The following is a 16,184-nucleotide window of genomic DNA, read 5'->3' as shown; positions in this document are numbered from 1 at the left end:
GAGAAACTTGAGGCCCCGCCCTACAAAACTACGCACGTGCCACTGCGCTACTACCGAGCATCTTATTCTGTAATGGGCTGCATGGTACTCGAACTACACCCGCAATGCACGACTGCCGTGCTCGGCGAGATAACTCATCACCCGGCCCGGCATGGCCTGCAGCGACAGCACTTCATTCGCGCCGCCGACTGCAATTGCTTCGCGCGGCATGCCGAACACCACGCAGGAAGCTTCATCCTGCGCGAAATTGTAAGCGCCGGCATTGCGCATTTCCAGCATGCCGAGCGCGCCGTCCTTGCCCATGCCGGTCAAAATCACGCCGAGCGCGTTCTTGCCTGCACACGCCGCCGCCGAATGGAACAACACGTCAACCGACGGGCGGTGACGATTCACCGGCGGCCCCTGGTCAAGCTGCGTCATGTAGTTGGCGCCGCTGCGCACCAGCTTCAGATGAGAATGTCCCGGTGCAATGTAGGCGTGTCCGGGCAGGATACGCTCGTTGCCGGCTGCTTCCTTGACCGAAATCTTGCACAGGTTGTCCAGGCGTTGCGCGAACGAGCGCGTAAAACCTTCCGGCATGTGCTGCGTGATCAGGATGCCCGGGCAATCCGATGGCATCTTGATCAGAAACTCCTTGATCGCTTCGGTGCCGCCGGTCGAAGCGCCGATGATGATCAGCTTTTCGCTCGACAGCAGCGGATTGCGCATCTGCGGCAACGGCTCGCCGCCTGCGTTCTTGTGCGCATCCGGATGCGGGATCGCGCGTGGACGAATACTTGCCTTCGACGCCGCGCGAATCTTGTCGGCAATCATGTCGGTGTATTCCTGCATGCCGCTCTGAATCGAAATCTTCGGCTTGGTTACGAAGTCGACTGCGCCCAACTCCAGCGCACGCAAGGTAATTTCCGAGCCACGCTCGGTCAGCGACGACACCATCACGACCGGCATCGGCCGCAGGCGCATCAGCTTTTCAAGGAAGTCGAGGCCGTCCATGCGCGGCATTTCGACATCCAGCGTCAATACATCAGGGTTGGTTTGCTTGATTAAATCACGCGCGATGATAGGGTCAGGGGCCACGCCCACGACTTCCATATCTGGTTGGCTGCCGATGATCTCTTTCATGACGCTACGGATCAATGCCGAATCGTCAACGATCAATACTTTTATTTTCATACGATCAGTACTTTCCAGAAACTCGCTCCTGCGCATGCGCGCAAAAGCCTATGAACCATTGTACAACTCGCCCTGCAGGGAGCAAGCTCGACTTTAAAACAAGTCGACTGCGCCGCCAACCGGTTTCGTGACCAGCCTGCTGGCGTAGTCCTGTTCGCGGTTGACCAGCGTGTTGTTGTGCAGCTGCTTGAGCTTTTTGACCAGCACCTTGCCGGTCCGCGGGAAAAAATACACTTTGCGCGGCCAGATGTCATTCAAATCTTCGGCCACGACACGGATATTTTCCGCCTTCAGATAATCCCGGACGAACTGCGCGTTGCGCTCGCCGACGTTGATGGCGATGAAGCCGCGCAATACATTGCCGCCGCCAAACACTTTCGCCTCCAGGTTTTCACGCCGCGCACCCGCCTTGAGCACATCGTTGATCAGAATTTCCATGGCGTAGGTGCCGTAGCGCATCGATGCCGAAATCGGGCTGTCGCCGTCGCCGCTGTCGGGCAGCATGAAATGATTCATCCCACCGATGCCGGTCACGCGGTCGCGGATGCACGCAGACACGCAGACACGCACGACCCCAGCACTGTGACGATCATCATGTCTTTGTGTGTGAAATAGTATTCGCCAGGCAGTATCTTCGCTGCGTCGCAGTCGAAGGTACGGTCGTAATAAACGTTGGATGCGAATTGATCCTGGCCTTGGGGATTCATGATTTATTTCCCCACTTTGCGCTGTGACGCCGCGTTGAGTTCGTAGACAGTCTTGCCCTTCAGCTTCAACGCATCCGACACGTACAAGAAATTTTCCGAATGACCGGCAAACAGCAAAGCATGCGGCTTCATCAGCGGCACGAAGCGCGAGAGGATTTTGCTTTGCGTCGGTTTGTCGAAGTAAATCATCACGTTGCGGCAAAAAATCACGTCAAACTGCCCCTGCACCGGCCAACTGTCGCCCAGCAGGTTCAGCTGTTTGAACGTAACCATCTTGCGCAACTCCGGCCGTACGCGCACGTAGCCTTCCTGATTACCCTTGCCGCGCAGGAAGAATTTCTTCACGCGCTCAGGTGACAGCTTGTCGATGCGCTCCATCGGGTACACGCCATTTGCGCCGGTTGCCAGCACATTGGTGTCGATATCGGTGGCAATGATCTGCGCCGGCGGCGTCAGGCTGCCGTAGGCTTCGCACAATGTCATGGCGATCGTGTACGGCTCCTCGCCGGTGGAGGCGGCGGAACACCAGACCGTGACCGGCTCTTTCAATGTTTTGACGAAATCGGCGAGGATGGGAAAGTGGTGCGATTCGCGGAAGAAGGACGTCAGATTGGTCGTCAGCGCGTTGGTGAAGGCTTCCCACTCATCCGCATCGCCGCCGCGTTCCAGCAAATCCAGATACTGCACGAATGAACCGATGCCGGTCGCGCGCAAACGCCGCGCCAGGCGGCTGTACACCATTTCCTGCTTGCTTTCCGCAAGAGCGATCCCCGCGCGCTTGTAGATCAGGTCGCGGACCCGGTCAAAATCACGATTGGTAAAATCGAACTCTTTGACAGAATCAAGCTTATTCTGTGGCGCAGGTTTCAAGTTGATTTTCCTTTTCTATTCCGGCCTGCCCGATTCTGAGACAGATACCCCCGTTGTCGAATAGTCTATCAACCTGCCCTGCACGGTCAAGCTGTTCAAGCCGAGATCTGGCGCACCAATCCCTTGCTGTTCTCGATCTTGCTCCCGGCGGTTAGCTGCATAGCCAGCTTTCCTGACGGTGTTCTGACGGTTTGCGCTGCCGCAGCAACGCCCCCTGCCGCCACCGGCACACCCGCCTCAGCCTGACTCGACCGATAGCCGACGCGGAAACCTCCCCAATGCTTGCCGTTAACATAAATCGGCACCGAGAGGTCGTGCATCACCTCGCCGGTATCGCGTTTATACGTCTGCAAGAGGAAAGGTTTTGTATTCGCCCCGCAACGCTTTCCGGTGCGGTCGCTGAAAATGCGCTTGGTGCGGTTGTTCACCAGGTCGGTATCGTAGTCGCCCGTCAAGGGCTTGGAAAACTTCTTGTTGTGCGTCGGAAAGTATCCGTTGTTATCGACCGCCCCCGCATAAGCCAGTTGCGGCATGGCCTCCAGCAGTGCTTCCTGCACATCCGGCAGCACACGATCGGTAAAGGCATCAAACTGCGTTGTGTGCTTGGGTGGATTGGTATTGGGAACCGGCTTGTAAGTACGGTCAAACAGTGCCGCCTCCGTGATCCGCCCTGCCGCAATCGCCTCCTCGAACAACTTGCCGATGCGCTTGGCGGCAGCCGCAGCAGCTTTCTGAATATCGTCGTGCTGTGTCTTTGCATTGCTTTCCGCAATGGCGTCATACACCAGCTCGGCGCGCTCCGACAAGGCCATCGCCGACGCCGCGACGCGCGGCAATTCAATATCGGTCGCCAGCATGCCATCACGAATTTTCAAGATCGCCTCGGCGATCCGGTGCGTGGTTTCCACGTGCTCGCGAGATGCGCGCGCGATCTGCTGGATCTCCTCTTCCGAAATGCCTGCCGATCGCTCAATGCTGCCGAGGAAGCCGTGTACGCGCTCGACGTTCTGCGATGCCTCCTGCACCTTGACGCTCAGCGCCTGCATGCCGCCGGCAGCCCGCTCCGCCTCCTCCGTGATGGAGCGCACCATCGCGCCGATATCGTCGGTAGCTTCCTTGGTGCGCTGCGCCAGCTGACGCACTTCTCCGGCCACCACCGCAAAGCCGCGGCCATGTTCGCCCGCGCGCGCTGCTTCAATCGCGGCATTCAACGCCAGCAGATTAGTGCGTGCAGCGATCTCGCTGATGACCTCGGTGATGCCATGAATGCGTTTGGATTTTTCCTGCAGCGCCGACATCATCACCGAAGCGTTTTGCGCATCGTGACGCGCCTTGCTGATCTGCGCCAATCCAAGGTCGACTTCTGCGCGGCCGGCCACGCTTTCCGAACGTACGTCGGCAGCCACCTTGGAAGCGCGCTCGGCATTGGCGGCGATCTGCTCGGTGGTGCTGGCGTTTTGCTCGGAACCTGCGACGATGCCGTTGGCTGCCTGCACGTCCTGGCCGATTTTGTTTTTGATGGAGTCGACAAAGTAAGACGTCTCTGCTGCGCCGATCATGATGTGATCGATCTCGCTGCCAATCTTATCGACGAAGCTCACGCCCTGATCAGCGCCGCCATTTCTCTTCGCGAGGCTGGACAAGATCACGGCTACCGCTGTCGCTGCCACTGCTTGCCACAATGCTGAAAGCGGCAATCCCGATGCGCTCAATCCGGCAAACACACCGATGCCGACAGCGACAGGAATCACTACCGCCATCAACACATTAAACGCCCACGACAGCGCCCTGCTTTTCCTCTGGAACATACGGCAGTCTCCTTACTGTATTTCCGTCTCGCCGTTTTGCTATTGATTTGCTGTTGATATGGCAAGTACAGATGTCGTCCGAACAACTTATCTGAAAGGAGATCTGATACGCCGATCCGGTTCGCCCTTGATTTCTATTTATGCAATCCGGCGCGCAGTCTCCCCCTATTTTCAGGGCAGCTTACAAGGCATAACTTACGTGTAGCTTATGCCGGAGCGATCGATGAAGAATCCACGGGACGATGCGTTCACGGCCTGCCAAACATCATCTTTATATACCTGTTGCGCCATACCTGCTGGTAGGCAACTTTGCTTTACAGAGAGACGCTGAGAGAAAAAAGCCCACTATCGATATATCGATAGTGGGCAAACCTATCACCACCTAACATGCGGCCTAAAAAGATAGCCTGAAGGTGGAAAATACCTCATCCGTCCAGAGAAGATTAATCACGTGCGTAAGAACCGCGCACTAACTGAAATCTCTGGCAAGGGCATCGAATGCAATTTTTAAACTTTCACGCATTTTAAAACGCGCACAGATGCGGCCAAATTGGCTGCGCCGCCAGTACTTGTAATCACCCCGTCCGGTTTAACCTCTGAACCAAACGGAGGTCCAGCATATGATCCTCCGTCTCCCCGGAAATAGGCTCCAGAATGAGAATGCGAAATAACCTGCCCTACCGTCTGACTACCAACGTTTCCATTGGCCTGAGCAGAAGCATAATCTACGGGAAACCATGGCAGTCCGAAGGTCGTACTGCCATCGCCGGCGCCCCACGTAGTACCAATTGCAGCAAATAGCGCAGAATACGTCGTACGCGAAATATTCGTTTGAGTAGTCGGACAAGCAAGGTATCCAGTCGGCGCGCTAGTGCCAGAAAAATCGATGATAGTACCGGCAGGAACGGCTTGTGCGATGAGCGCTTGCACTTGAGCCCTGGTTATTGCGTGCTGGCTATGAGTAGCATTTGCTACTTGCTGAGCACCTCCTTCACACTCCAGCAAGACCCAGCACAATGTCCCTGAATTTAATAGGGGGCCGATGTAGGAAACAATGGTCGCAATGCCGCCAGCGACGATTTCGTCTCCCTGCAGCGCTAGTCCGCCAAGCCCAAAAATCGGAGCCGCTGCCAAACCATCCGGAGCGTAGGTCGCATCTGATGAATTCGTTGTCGACGCCACGAACTTCTGGACTATCCCATTGATATTCGGAAGCACAGAAAGTGGAACGTTATTTGATGCCGTATATGCAGTTGTCATATTTTTTGTTATTCCAACATAGATAGGTTTCAATGACTTCGATCGGGATTAATCAAAGCCATTAAATATAGTCTGAGATGGTTACGTTTTCATGACCCATCATCGTAGATTCTGCGTAGGTTGAAGAGGCATCTTCCGTGACAGCACAAGCCAAGATCTCCAGCCAGTTATGCCACGGGGCCTTCCGGACTCTCACTGCTTTCATGGCGAAACGACGCCGTACCTCAGCCTCTCAAGTCTCACGTCGCCCCATGGAACAACCGATGCCGCGTTGATTTTCCGGAATAGAACTTCGCATTGCTGAATATGCCTACACACCTCAACCGCAAGGCGCTTGGCCAGTTCAGTAGTAGTGGAAGTGAGGAGATGCAGCTTAATTGCAAATAGCGCTGGACTTTGGTGAAAAATGCTTACGGTTTCACCTTCTTTTGGAATTGGAAATTTCAAATTGAAGAATCAGGCCCCACAAAGCAAAACAGCACCGGATATTAGATTAGACAAGATCTAATATCCGGTGCTGCCTATTCTCACATTTTCTCTGTAAGCCTTTGATTCTATTGGTCGGGACGGAGTGATTCGAACACTCGACCCCTTGCACCCCATGCAAGTACGCTACCAGGCTGCGCTACGCCCCGACGAGCCGGCAATTATAGCAGAGTGAAATTTGTTTTGTCTCTGCCAACATTCGATACATTGGATAAAACAGCGATGCCAGACGCCGGCAAGCCATGCGTCGTCAGATTTTGGTCTCTTCCTGCCTGGCGTCTTTCACTTTTTTTGTAACGTCGTCAGGCTCTTGCAGCCCGAGGTTCTGTGAGCGCAATTTGTCGCGGATCAGGCGGAAGGCGTCCACATCCAGCATCGGCGACAGGCCGCTGTTTTTCTGCTTGCGATGAGCAGCAGATTGCGGTTGCGGCGCCGCCGCGACAGGCAATGCGGCGACCGCTGCCGCCAGGTCGGAAAATCCGCTCGCCAATTGCATCGCCTCATCCGACAACGTCACCGTGTCGGTCGACGGGCTTGCGCGGCTCTGGTTATTCTGATTTGCGGGGAGTTCCTTGCCGCCGACGGAACTCGCTTCGTAGACATCACTCTGCGTATTGCTACTCGTATCAATTTTCATGTCACATCCATTGCACACTCGTATCTTTCAATTAACGGACGGCAATGCCAGATCTTTAGCCTGGCGACAACGCATCTCACTGAAACGGTGTCATATTCTTTTAACAAGCTCTCCCCCGGCGCAGCAAATCAATGTCGTAACAGTAATTGCGTCAAAAGCTTGTCCGGGTCACAATACTTAGCATCTTGCCGGTGCACCTCGAACACCTCGAGCACCAGGATAGCCAGGTTTTTCAATAATCGGCGCTGATTTCGCCTGATGGACCATTTGAAGGAACGAGCCAGATGACAGGTGATGAATTTCCCAGCGACGCGGAACTGACGGACGCCGAGCGGCTTCAGCTCGCGGTATCCTCAATCCGCGATTATGCAATCTACATGCTGGATATCCACGGCAACATCACCACGTGGAACAGCGGTGCCGAACGCTTCAAGGGTTATACCGAGCAGGAAATTCTTGGTACACACTTTTCACGCTTTTATACCTCCGAAGACCAGAATGCCGGATTACCTGCGCGCGCGCTGCGTATCGCCATCACGGAAGGCAAGTTCGAAGACGAAGGCTGGCGGGTCCGCAAGGATGGAACACGCTTCTGGGCCAGCGTCGTCATCGATCCGATCACGAAGAAAAATGGCGAACTGCTCGGTTTCGCCAAAATCACGCGCGACGTCACCGAGAAGCAGCAGGCTGCCGCTGCGCTGGCGCAAGCCAATGCAGCCCTGTTTCAATCTCAAAAAATGGAAGCGCTGGGAAAACTCACCGGCGGCGTCGCACACGATTTCAACAACTTGCTCGCCGTTGCCTCCAGCGGTATGGATGTGCTGGTTGCGCAGCATCCGGAATTGCAGGGATCGCGCACGCTCGACAGCATGCGGCGCGCCATCTCGCGCGGCGCCAGCCTGACGCAGCAGCTGCTCTCGTTCGCCCGGCAACAGCCATTGCAGTCGGAAGAATATGACCTCAATGCATTGATCAACGATTTCGAATCAGTGCTGCGACGCGCGGGCAACTCGTCCATCCAGTTCAAGCTGCAGCTGGATCCCGGCGCGATTCCCGTCAAGATCGACGCTGCACGATTCGAAACGGCTTTGCTCAATCTCGTCGTCAACGCCTGCCAGGCCATGCCGGAAGGTGGACAACTGGCGATCAGCACTAATCGGATTCGCCTGAAGGATAAAGCCGTCAACACCCTGGCTGCCGGACTCTATGCAGAGATTCGCGTCATAGATAGCGGCATCGGCATGACACCCGACGTCATCGCGCATGCATTCGAACCCTTCTTCACCACCAAGCCGCCGGGCGAAGGCACAGGCCTTGGTCTGAGCCAGGTCTACGGTTTCATCACACAATCGGAAGGCGACATCGTCATCAGCAGTGAAGCCGGATTGGGTTCGACCTTCTCCATTTATCTGCCGATGCTGGAAAGCCATACTGCACGCAATCGCAGCGACGAGCGTCTCGACGTTGAAACAGTGCTGATCGTCGATGATCAATTGGACTTGCTGGAAGTGACCGCCGAGCTGTTTCGCACGCTTGGCTATGAGGCGCTCACCGCCACCAGCGGCGCCGAAGCGTTGGAGGTGCTGGAGCGCACATCGGTCGACATTCTGTTCAGTGACGTAGTCATGCCCAACAGCATCAGCGGCGTGGAGCTGGCCCGGCTGACGCGTGAACAGTATCCGGACACCAAAATCATTCTCGCATCCGGCTATCCCCTGCCCGGCCTGAACGCAACGCAGGGCAACGTGTACGGATTTTCTTTTCTCAACAAGCCTTATCAGCTGTCAGATCTGGCAAAGACTTTGCGACGTAAGGATTGAAGCCGGCTGCGGCCTGCATCACCTGTGTTTCAGCCGGCTTCCGTAACCTTGATCGCATCGACCCGGTCAGGATAAAACGCGACGTGATCCTTGATCGCTGCGACGGCCGGATACGGCTCCTCATAGCTCCACACCGCATTGACCGAACGCTCGCCTCCCGATGGAATGCTGTAGTACGCGCATTCGCCTTTGTATGGACAATAGGTGTTGTGTTCGGTGCGCTCCAGCAGCGACATGTCTACGTCTTTGCGCGGAATGTAATACACCGGAGGATACGCCGCTTCACGCAACGTCAGTACCGAAATGGAATCGGCTACAGTACGACCGCCCAACGTAACAACAACGCGCGCCTTGCCTGACTCAATATTGATCGGATGATCGGGCCCGGGGATTTTGACGGTTCTGGCATTCATGATATTTGCTCCTGCTCTATCCGCGCTATCGCCAATAGAGACGCTAAGTTAGTGGAAATAAAAAAGGATTGCAGCGTTTGATCTGCAAGCCTTTTCATTTGCTTAATTACTTATGAAGGGTATCGGCAAGATTCTTGTTGTTCATCCCGAAGCTGGCAATCGCCACCAGTCCCAGCAATCCCAGCGCGCTTCCCAGCCACATCGTGGAAGGAATGCCGACTGCATCCACCACGACACCACCGACGAACGAGCCAACGGCAATCGCTACCTGCACAATGCTGACGAACAGCGCCGAACCGGCTTCCGGCAGATCCGGCGACGACAGCTGCAGCCAGATGCTCAGGCACAGTGGAATCGCACCGAAGGCGATGCCCCAGGCAATCACCATGGCGGTCACGCCAAAGCTGGAAGCATGCACCAGCGGCAGGCACAGCAAGGCGATCATCAGAATGGTCACCATGCCGAACAACGATGCCTGCAGGTGACGCGTCACCACTGCCGAGATCGCCAGATTGGAGACGAAGCCCACAAAGCCGAATGCCAGCAGCACGGTGGTGATTGCCGACAGGCTGAAGCCATTCTGACCGAGGAAAGGCGCGACATAGGTGTACGAGGAAAAGTGCGCGCCGAACACCAGCGCCACCATCAGCAGACTCTTGCGCGGATTGGCGCGACTCACCAGCGTGGTGAGATCACGGAAGCGAATCGCTGCCTTGGAAGGCAAGGATGGCAGCAGCAAGGTCTGCGCCGCCAGCGCCAACGCAGCCAGGATACCGGTCGCGATGAACGAAGCACGCCAGGACGACAGACCGCTGATGAAGGTGCCCAGCGGCACGCCGATCACGGTCGCAAAGGTCACGCCGCTCAGGATCATTGCGGTGGCTTTCGCTGCATGCTCCTGCTTCACCAGACGTCCGGCAGTCGCCAGCGCCAGCGTCCAGAAACCGCCCAATGCCGCGCCAAGCAGCGCACGGCCCAGCAGCATCACGCCGAACGAAGGTGCAAACGCCGACACCAGATTCGATGCCAGCAACAGCACCGACAACATCAGCAGAATGAAACGGCGATTGATGCGCCCTGCTCCCAGCATCAGACCGGGCGCCGAGATGGCCGCGACCACGCCCGGCGTTGTCACCATCAGACCGGCGGTGCCTGGCGAAACGCCGAGGTCATGCGCGATTTGCGGCAGCAAGCCGACCGGCAAGAACTCAGTCGTCACGAACGCAAAAGCGCCGATCGCCACCGATACTACCGACAGCCATGACCGCAACGGCGACGCCGCGTTTTCGGCCGCGCTGAGCGGATCGTGCGCAACGCCATCTTGCACGCCGCCTACCGCGATATTCTTTTCCATATAAAACTCCTGAACTCTGTTTGCTCTTGCGCCGCCCCAGCGCCGAGCCGATTAATCTTGATCGAATGCTGCTCCGGCAAACGGCTTGCGCCGGCTGCACTGACTGCATTCGCTTGCTTCCTTGTTTCGTCGCCTGTGATGCTGATGAAATACCATCGGCATCACTTGATTATTTAAACTGTCTTATTTTTAGTGACAGTTATGAAGTAAAAATTAGGACCTCAGAGGATCCTTCTTTTCAGGTGCAGCTTGTCTCGTTATATGCGAAGTCTAAGATTCGACTTCGTCAGAAATTTTATTCACAAGCTCGGACAGTTTTCTGCCCTTCAATATTTTCAGCATCGCGCTTTCGACCTCGGTGATCACCGGCTCCAACGCCATGTCCATGCCGCAGCTGACGGGGCAGCATAAATCCTTGGGTCGCGTATTGTGCTTCAGCACCGGCTCTTCTTCGACCGCCTGGTAAATCTCCGCAAGACTGATCTGCGAAGCCGGCCGCGCCAACTGGGCACCGCCGCCACGGCCTTCCTTCGTCACCACCAGATGCGCTTTCGACAGCCTGCACAGCAATTCGCGCACGAACACAGGATTGGTATTGACGCTGGTCGCAATGGCAGACGAGGGGAGAAACTCTTTCCCCTCCCTGGTCGCGTGCTCGACGCTGACCAATATGTGTGCCGCCACGGCAAATCGACTCGACTTCATACTGTAGTTATATTCCATACAGATACTGAAGTCAACTAACTTCACCAAATATGCTTATGCGACTTTCATGCCAGACATGATTCCGACCGCAAAAAGCAAAAGCCCCGCACGAATGCGAGGCTTTCAAATTTTTTTGGCTCCCCGACCTGGACTCGAACCAGGGACCTGCGGATTAACAGTCCGTCGCTCTACCGACTGAGCTATCAGGGAACAGCTGAGGGCGCGATTATGAACTAATTTTTATTTCCCCGCCAGAACTTTGCAGAAGAAATTGACAACTTTGGCTCACATCATGCCGCCACACTTTCACTCAATGTGTGGCATCAGAAAAATACACTTCGAAGAAGAGGATTTCACTTCTATCGAAATTGAAAAAGCCCCGCACGGATGCGAGGCTTTTCGAATTTTTTGGCTCCCCGACCTGGACTCGAACCAGGGACCTGCGGATTAACAGTCCGTCGCTCTACCGACTGAGCTATCAAGGGAACAGCTGAGAAAAAGATTATGACCGGAATTTTACTTACTGTCAAAACCTTTTTGCATCCCGGCCACTTTCATGGCCGGAATGCGCTCCCCTTTTTAGAGAACTTTAGCGATGGCGTCGACGACGGCGTCGATGTTCTTGGTGTTCAGCGCAGCGACGCAGATACGGCCGGTGTCGACAGCGTAGATCGAGAACTCGTTACGCAGACGTTCGACTTGCGCCTTGGTCAGGCCCGAGTACGAGAACATGCCGCGTTGCTTGATGACGAAATCGAAATCATGCGATGGCGCTTTTTCTTTCAGCTTGGCAACCAGCAGCTGGCGCATTTCGCGGATGCGCACACGCATCTCGGCCAGTTCGCTTTCCCACAGTGCGCGCAGTTCCGGCGATGCCAGCGCAGTCGCGACAACCTGACCACCGTGGATCGGCGGGTTGGAATAGTTGGTGCGGACGACACGCTTCAATTGCGACAGCACGCGGCCGGCTTCTTCGCTGGTGGCGGCGACGATGCTCAGTGCGCCAACGCGTTCGCCATACAGCGAGAACGACTTCGAGAACGAGTTCGACACGAACAGCGGACCGCCGGCTTCGGCGAAGCGGCGCACCACCTTGCCGTCTTCTTCGATGCCGTCGCCAAAACCCTGGTAAGCCATGTCGAGGAAAGGAATCAGGCCGCGCGATGTCACGACTTCGATCACTTGCGTCCATTGATCGGCCGTCAGATCAGCGCCGGTCGGATTGTGGCAGCATGCATGCAGCAGCACGACCGAGCCAGCAGCCATGGTCTTGAGCGCATCCAGCATGCCGGCGAAGTTCACGCCGCGAGTGGCCGCATCATAGTAAGGATAGTTGTTGACGGTAAAGCCCGCCATTTCAAACAGTGCACGGTGGTTTTCCCAGCTTGGATCGCTGATCCAGACTTGGGTGCCTGCCGGCGAAAAATGCTTCAGGAAGTCGGCGCCCAGCTTCAGTGCACCGGTGCCGCCCAGGGCTTGCACGGTGATTGCACGCTTCTCTTGAACAACCGCGCTGTCGGCACCAAATACCAATTCCTGGACTGCCTTGTCGTACGTTGCCAGACCATCGATCGGCAGATAAGTACGCGGCGCCAGTTTGGCTGCCAGTTCAGCTTCCGCTTTTTTCACGCACTCCAGCAGCGGCACCTTGCCGTTATCGTCGTAATAGACGCCGACGCCGAGGTTGGTCTTGCCTGGATTCTTGTCGGCATTGAAACCTTCCGTAATGCCGAGAATAGGGTCGCGTGGCGCCATTTCGATGGCGGTGAAAAGGGAGGAGGCTGAGAGAGGTGCGTTCATCGTGATAACATAAAAAGTTAGCTGCAAAAGTGATTGCAGTCGGGATGGATGCAGGGCAAAGCCGCGAGCCGAGCACCGTTTTGCAACGCATAATTTTACCAAAGGTCGAATGACAATGGCTGATTTATCCCCCCTAAGTACCGTTGCCCCTACTCTCGACGAGGGTAAGTTCCTGACTTTCCCGGATTCGCCGTACCGCCTGTACCAGCCCTTCCCGCCTGCCGGCGATCAGCCCGCAGCGATCGACAAGCTGGTCGAAGGCGTCAATGACGGTCTGTTCTTCCAGACCTTGCTCGGCGTTACCGGTTCGGGCAAGACCTACACGATGGCCAATACCATCGCCCGCCTCGGCCGGCCTGCGATCGTCTTCGCACCGAACAAAACGCTGGCGGCGCAGTTATATAGCGAATTTCGTGAGTTCTTTCCGCAGAATGCGGTCGAATATTTCGTCAGCTACTACGACTATTACCAGCCGGAAGCCTACGTACCTCAGCGCGACTTGTTCATCGAAAAAGATTCTTCGATCAACGAGCACATCGAACAGATGCGCCTGTCCTGCACCAAGTCGCTCATGGAGCGCCGCGACGTTGTGATTGTGGCAACTGTTTCCGCCATCTACGGTATCGGTAATCCGAATGAATACCATCAGATGATCCTGACCTTGCGCGCCAAGGACAAGGTCAGCCAGCGCGACGTCATCGCCCGCCTGATCCAGATGCAATACTCGCGCAACGAAGTCGACTTCGGCCGCGGCACCTTCCGCGTGCGCGGCGACACCATTGACGTGTTCCCGGCGGAACATGCCGAACTGGCGGTGCGCATCGAAATGTTCGACGACGAAATCGACAGCCTGCAACTATTCGACCCGCTGACCGGCCGCGTGCGCCAGAAGATTCCGCGCTTCACCGTCTATCCCGGTTCGCACTACGTCACGCCGCGCGCCACCGTGTTGCGCGCCATCGAAACCATCAAGGACGAACTGCGCGAGCGCCTGGAATTTTTCCGCAAGGAAAACAAGCTGATCGAAGAACAGCGTCTGGAACAGCGCACCCGCTTCGACATCGAGATGATGACCGAGATCGGCTTCACCAAAGGCATCGAAAACTACTCGCGCCATCTTTCCGGCGCCAAGGCCGGCGATCCGCCGCCGACGCTGGTCGACTACCTGCCGCAAGACGCGATCATGTTCCTCGACGAGTCGCACGTACTGATCGGTCAGCTGAACGGCATGTACAACGGCGACCGCGCGCGCAAGACCAACCTGGTCGACTACGGTTTCCGCTTGCCGTCAGCGCTCGACAATCGTCCGCTGAAGTTCGACGAGTTCCAGGGCAAGATGCGCCAGACCGTATTCGTCTCGGCCACGCCGGCGGATTTCGAAAACAGCCACGCCGATCAGGTGGTCGAGCAAGTGGTGCGCCCGACCGGTCTGGTGGATCCCCTCATTCAGGTGCGCCCCGCCACCACGCAGGTCGATGACCTGATGCAGGAAATCACCATCCGCGTCAAAAAGAACGAGCGCGTGCTGGTGACCACGCTGACCAAACGTATGGCGGAGCAGCTCACGGAATTCCTGAGCGACAACGGCATCAAGGTGCGCTACCTGCACAGCGATATCGACACCGTCGAACGCGTGGAAATCATCCGCGATCTGCGTCTTGGCACCTTCGACGTGCTGGTCGGCATCAACTTGCTGCGCGAAGGTCTGGACATCCCGGAAGTGTCGCTGGTGGCGATCCTCGATGCCGACAAGGAAGGCTTCCTGCGTTCCGAGCGCAGCCTGATCCAGACCATCGGCCGCGCCGCGCGTAACCTCAACGGCATGGCGATCCTGTACGGCGACAAGGTCACCGACTCGATGCACCGCGCCATCGGCGAAACTGAACGGCGCCGGGCCAAGCAGGTCGCCTTCAACGAAGCCAACGGCATCACGCCGATGGGCATCAAGAAAGAAATCCGCGAACTCATCGACGGCGTCTACAGCCCGCAGGAAGCGCGTGTCGAACTGATGGTCGCGCAAGAACAGGCCAACTACGAGGCCATGAGCGAAAAGCAGGTCAGCAAGGAAATCAAGCGCCTGGAAAAACTCATGCTGGATCACGCCAAGAACCTGGAGTTCGAAAAGGCTGCGAAGGTGCGCGATCAGTTGCATCAGCTCAAGCAGCAATTGTTCGGCGCTGCGGGTGACGATAACGTGGCGGTGGCCTGACGCGTTTCACTCAGTTTCACGCAGTTTCATTCAAACAGAACGAAGCATCCGGAGCTGCCCGCATTGATTTCGCATTGGCGTATCATGCGGGCAGCTTTTTATTTACCGACTCCATTCACAAGATACTTCTCATGCCGGCTACCGTTCCTTCCGCCCTGCTCGATCTCTGCGCCTCTGCCGATCCTTCCTGGCAAGCCATCCTGAAAACCGGCCTGCAAGCAATCGCCGACAAAGACCCGGCCTATTTGCCGGCATTGGTGGAAGACGTCACCTATCTGCCGACGGATGGCCGCCTCTTTGCCGCCTTCCTGCAGCCGATCGACAAGGTGCGTTACGTACTGGTCGGTGAAGGTCCGTATCCGCGCGCAGCCAGCGCCACCGGGGTGTGCTTCATGGATGGCGCAGTCGGATCGCTGTGGTCGGACAAGGGCTTGTCCAAACAAGTCAATCGCGCCACCTCGCTGCGCAACTTCATGAAGATGCTGCTGGTCGCGGACGGCAAGGTCTCCGTTGACAACACCAGCGGCGACGCCCTGCTCGATATCGCCGCCCAGGCGCAGGCCGACACTGCCGGCACAATCCAGACGCTGTCCGACCTCCAGGACAACCTGACTGCACAAGGCTTCCTGCTGCTTAACGCCAGCCTGGTGTTCCGCACGCACGTGGCGCCGGTCAAGGACGCCAAGGCCTGGAAACCATTCTTTGAGACCGTCTTGAAAGGATTGGCGGAACATGCCGAAGCCGGCAAGAAGACGCTGCCGACACTGGTCCTGTGGGGAAAGATAGCGGAACAGTTGCACGGCTTGCCGGTCGTGGAGCGCTTCCCTCGCGCCGTCGCCGAGCATCCCTACAACCTCACCTTCATCGCTCACAGCGGCATGCAGAAGCTGTTCGGCGACATGCACCTGCTGAAGAAACAGGCATAGAAAACACTTCCGTTGC

General features: G+C 56.5%; 12 protein-coding genes, 3 tRNA genes and 1 pseudogene. 3 read left to right on the top strand and 13 right to left on the bottom strand.

Going from position 1 to position 16,184, the window contains the following annotated elements:
- Window positions 1–93: 93 nt before the first annotated feature.
- From AC1RN6_RS10150 to AC1RN6_RS10120, 7 genes and pseudogenes are all read right to left on the bottom strand, one after another.
- Window positions 94–1,173 carry a protein-glutamate methylesterase/protein-glutamine glutaminase gene (locus AC1RN6_RS10150; protein WP_493005067.1) on the bottom strand — a complete coding sequence of 360 codons (1,080 nt, stop codon included), beginning with the start codon at window positions 1,171–1,173 and terminating at the stop codon, window positions 94–96.
- Between the two features lie 93 nt (window positions 1,174–1,266).
- A pseudogene (cheD, locus tag AC1RN6_RS10145) lies at window positions 1,267–1,880 on the bottom strand (chemoreceptor glutamine deamidase CheD).
- A 3-nt stretch (window positions 1,881–1,883) separates the two neighbouring features.
- The gene (locus tag AC1RN6_RS10140; protein ID WP_408165662.1) at window positions 1,884–2,750 is read right to left on the bottom strand and encodes a CheR family methyltransferase; all 867 of its coding nucleotides are present in this window, start codon (window positions 2,748–2,750) and stop codon (window positions 1,884–1,886) included.
- Between the two features lie 95 nt (window positions 2,751–2,845).
- Window positions 2,846–4,558, bottom strand: a complete 1,713-nt coding sequence (locus tag AC1RN6_RS10135; protein ID WP_493005065.1) for a methyl-accepting chemotaxis protein — start codon at window positions 4,556–4,558, stop codon at window positions 2,846–2,848.
- Window positions 4,559–5,065: 507 nt separating this feature from the next.
- Window positions 5,066–5,851: a phage tail protein gene (locus tag AC1RN6_RS10130; RefSeq protein WP_493005064.1), complete on the bottom strand. Its 786-nt coding sequence runs from the start codon at window positions 5,849–5,851 to the stop codon at window positions 5,066–5,068.
- 525 nt (window positions 5,852–6,376) lie between these two features.
- Window positions 6,377–6,453: transfer RNA gene (locus AC1RN6_RS10125), tRNA-Pro, on the bottom strand.
- A 101-nt stretch (window positions 6,454–6,554) separates the two neighbouring features.
- Window positions 6,555–6,941 (bottom strand): hypothetical protein, encoded by a 387-nt coding sequence (locus tag AC1RN6_RS10120; RefSeq protein ID WP_493005062.1) that lies wholly within the window; start codon window positions 6,939–6,941, stop codon window positions 6,555–6,557.
- Window positions 6,942–7,225: 284 nt separating this feature from the next.
- Between AC1RN6_RS10120 and AC1RN6_RS10115 the strand changes: the two genes are divergently transcribed.
- Window positions 7,226–8,761, top strand: coding sequence for a PAS domain-containing sensor histidine kinase (locus tag AC1RN6_RS10115; RefSeq protein ID WP_493005060.1), 1,536 nt, complete (start codon window positions 7,226–7,228; stop codon window positions 8,759–8,761).
- Window positions 8,762–8,790: 29 nt separating this feature from the next.
- On the opposite strand, the gene AC1RN6_RS10110 is transcribed toward AC1RN6_RS10115, so the two are convergent.
- The 6 genes from AC1RN6_RS10110 to AC1RN6_RS10085 form a co-directional block, all read right to left on the bottom strand.
- A complete protein-coding gene (locus AC1RN6_RS10110; protein ID WP_493005058.1) occupies window positions 8,791–9,174 on the bottom strand; it encodes a DUF427 domain-containing protein in 384 nt (127 codons plus the stop codon).
- 106 nt (window positions 9,175–9,280) lie between these two features.
- A complete protein-coding gene (locus tag AC1RN6_RS10105) occupies window positions 9,281–10,528 on the bottom strand; it encodes an MFS transporter (protein WP_493005056.1) in 1,248 nt (415 codons plus the stop codon).
- A gap of 270 nt (window positions 10,529–10,798) precedes the next feature.
- Window positions 10,799–11,251 carry an Rrf2 family transcriptional regulator gene (locus tag AC1RN6_RS10100; protein WP_493005054.1) on the bottom strand — a complete coding sequence of 151 codons (453 nt, stop codon included), beginning with the start codon at window positions 11,249–11,251 and terminating at the stop codon, window positions 10,799–10,801.
- 116 nt (window positions 11,252–11,367) lie between these two features.
- Window positions 11,368–11,443 (bottom strand) — tRNA-Asn (locus AC1RN6_RS10095).
- A gap of 199 nt (window positions 11,444–11,642) precedes the next feature.
- Window positions 11,643–11,718: transfer RNA gene (locus AC1RN6_RS10090), tRNA-Asn, on the bottom strand.
- Between the two features lie 94 nt (window positions 11,719–11,812).
- Window positions 11,813–13,033 carry an amino acid aminotransferase gene (locus tag AC1RN6_RS10085; protein WP_493005052.1) on the bottom strand — a complete coding sequence of 407 codons (1,221 nt, stop codon included), beginning with the start codon at window positions 13,031–13,033 and terminating at the stop codon, window positions 11,813–11,815.
- Between the two features lie 115 nt (window positions 13,034–13,148).
- Between AC1RN6_RS10085 and uvrB the strand changes: the two genes are divergently transcribed.
- Window positions 13,149–15,242 carry an excinuclease ABC subunit UvrB gene (gene uvrB, locus AC1RN6_RS10080; RefSeq protein ID WP_493005051.1) on the top strand — a complete coding sequence of 698 codons (2,094 nt, stop codon included), beginning with the start codon at window positions 13,149–13,151 and terminating at the stop codon, window positions 15,240–15,242.
- A gap of 131 nt (window positions 15,243–15,373) precedes the next feature.
- Window positions 15,374–16,168 (top strand): uracil-DNA glycosylase family protein, encoded by a 795-nt coding sequence (locus AC1RN6_RS10075; protein ID WP_493005050.1) that lies wholly within the window; start codon window positions 15,374–15,376, stop codon window positions 16,166–16,168.
- The last annotated feature ends 16 nt before the right edge of the window (window positions 16,169–16,184 follow it).

The sequence above is a fragment of the Herbaspirillum sp. GW822-FHT03A08 genome (genome assembly GCF_058801885.1).
The sequence above is the reverse complement of the archived record's forward strand: the minus strand, read 5'-3'. Positions and strand labels throughout refer to the sequence as shown.

Coding starts and splice junctions, on each gene's coding strand:
- uvrB (WP_493005051.1), top strand. CDS start 13,149: ATGGCTGATTTATCCCCCCTAAGTACCGTTGCCCCTACTCTCGACGAG.
- AC1RN6_RS10105 (WP_493005056.1), bottom strand. CDS start 10,528: ATGGAAAAGAATATCGCGGTAGGCGGCGTGCAAGATGGCGTTGCGCAC.
- AC1RN6_RS10120 (WP_493005062.1), bottom strand. CDS start 6,941: ATGAAAATTGATACGAGTAGCAATACGCAGAGTGATGTCTACGAAGCG.
- AC1RN6_RS10150 (WP_493005067.1), bottom strand. CDS start 1,173: ATGAAAATAAAAGTATTGATCGTTGACGATTCGGCATTGATCCGTAGC.
- AC1RN6_RS10085 (WP_493005052.1), bottom strand. CDS start 13,033: ATGAACGCACCTCTCTCAGCCTCCTCCCTTTTCACCGCCATCGAAATG.
- AC1RN6_RS10135 (WP_493005065.1), bottom strand. CDS start 4,558: ATGTTCCAGAGGAAAAGCAGGGCGCTGTCGTGGGCGTTTAATGTGTTG.
- AC1RN6_RS10075 (WP_493005050.1), top strand. CDS start 15,374: ATGCCGGCTACCGTTCCTTCCGCCCTGCTCGATCTCTGCGCCTCTGCC.
- AC1RN6_RS10110 (WP_493005058.1), bottom strand. CDS start 9,174: ATGAATGCCAGAACCGTCAAAATCCCCGGGCCCGATCATCCGATCAAT.
- AC1RN6_RS10100 (WP_493005054.1), bottom strand. CDS start 11,251: ATGGAATATAACTACAGTATGAAGTCGAGTCGATTTGCCGTGGCGGCA.
- AC1RN6_RS10115 (WP_493005060.1), top strand. CDS start 7,226: ATGACAGGTGATGAATTTCCCAGCGACGCGGAACTGACGGACGCCGAG.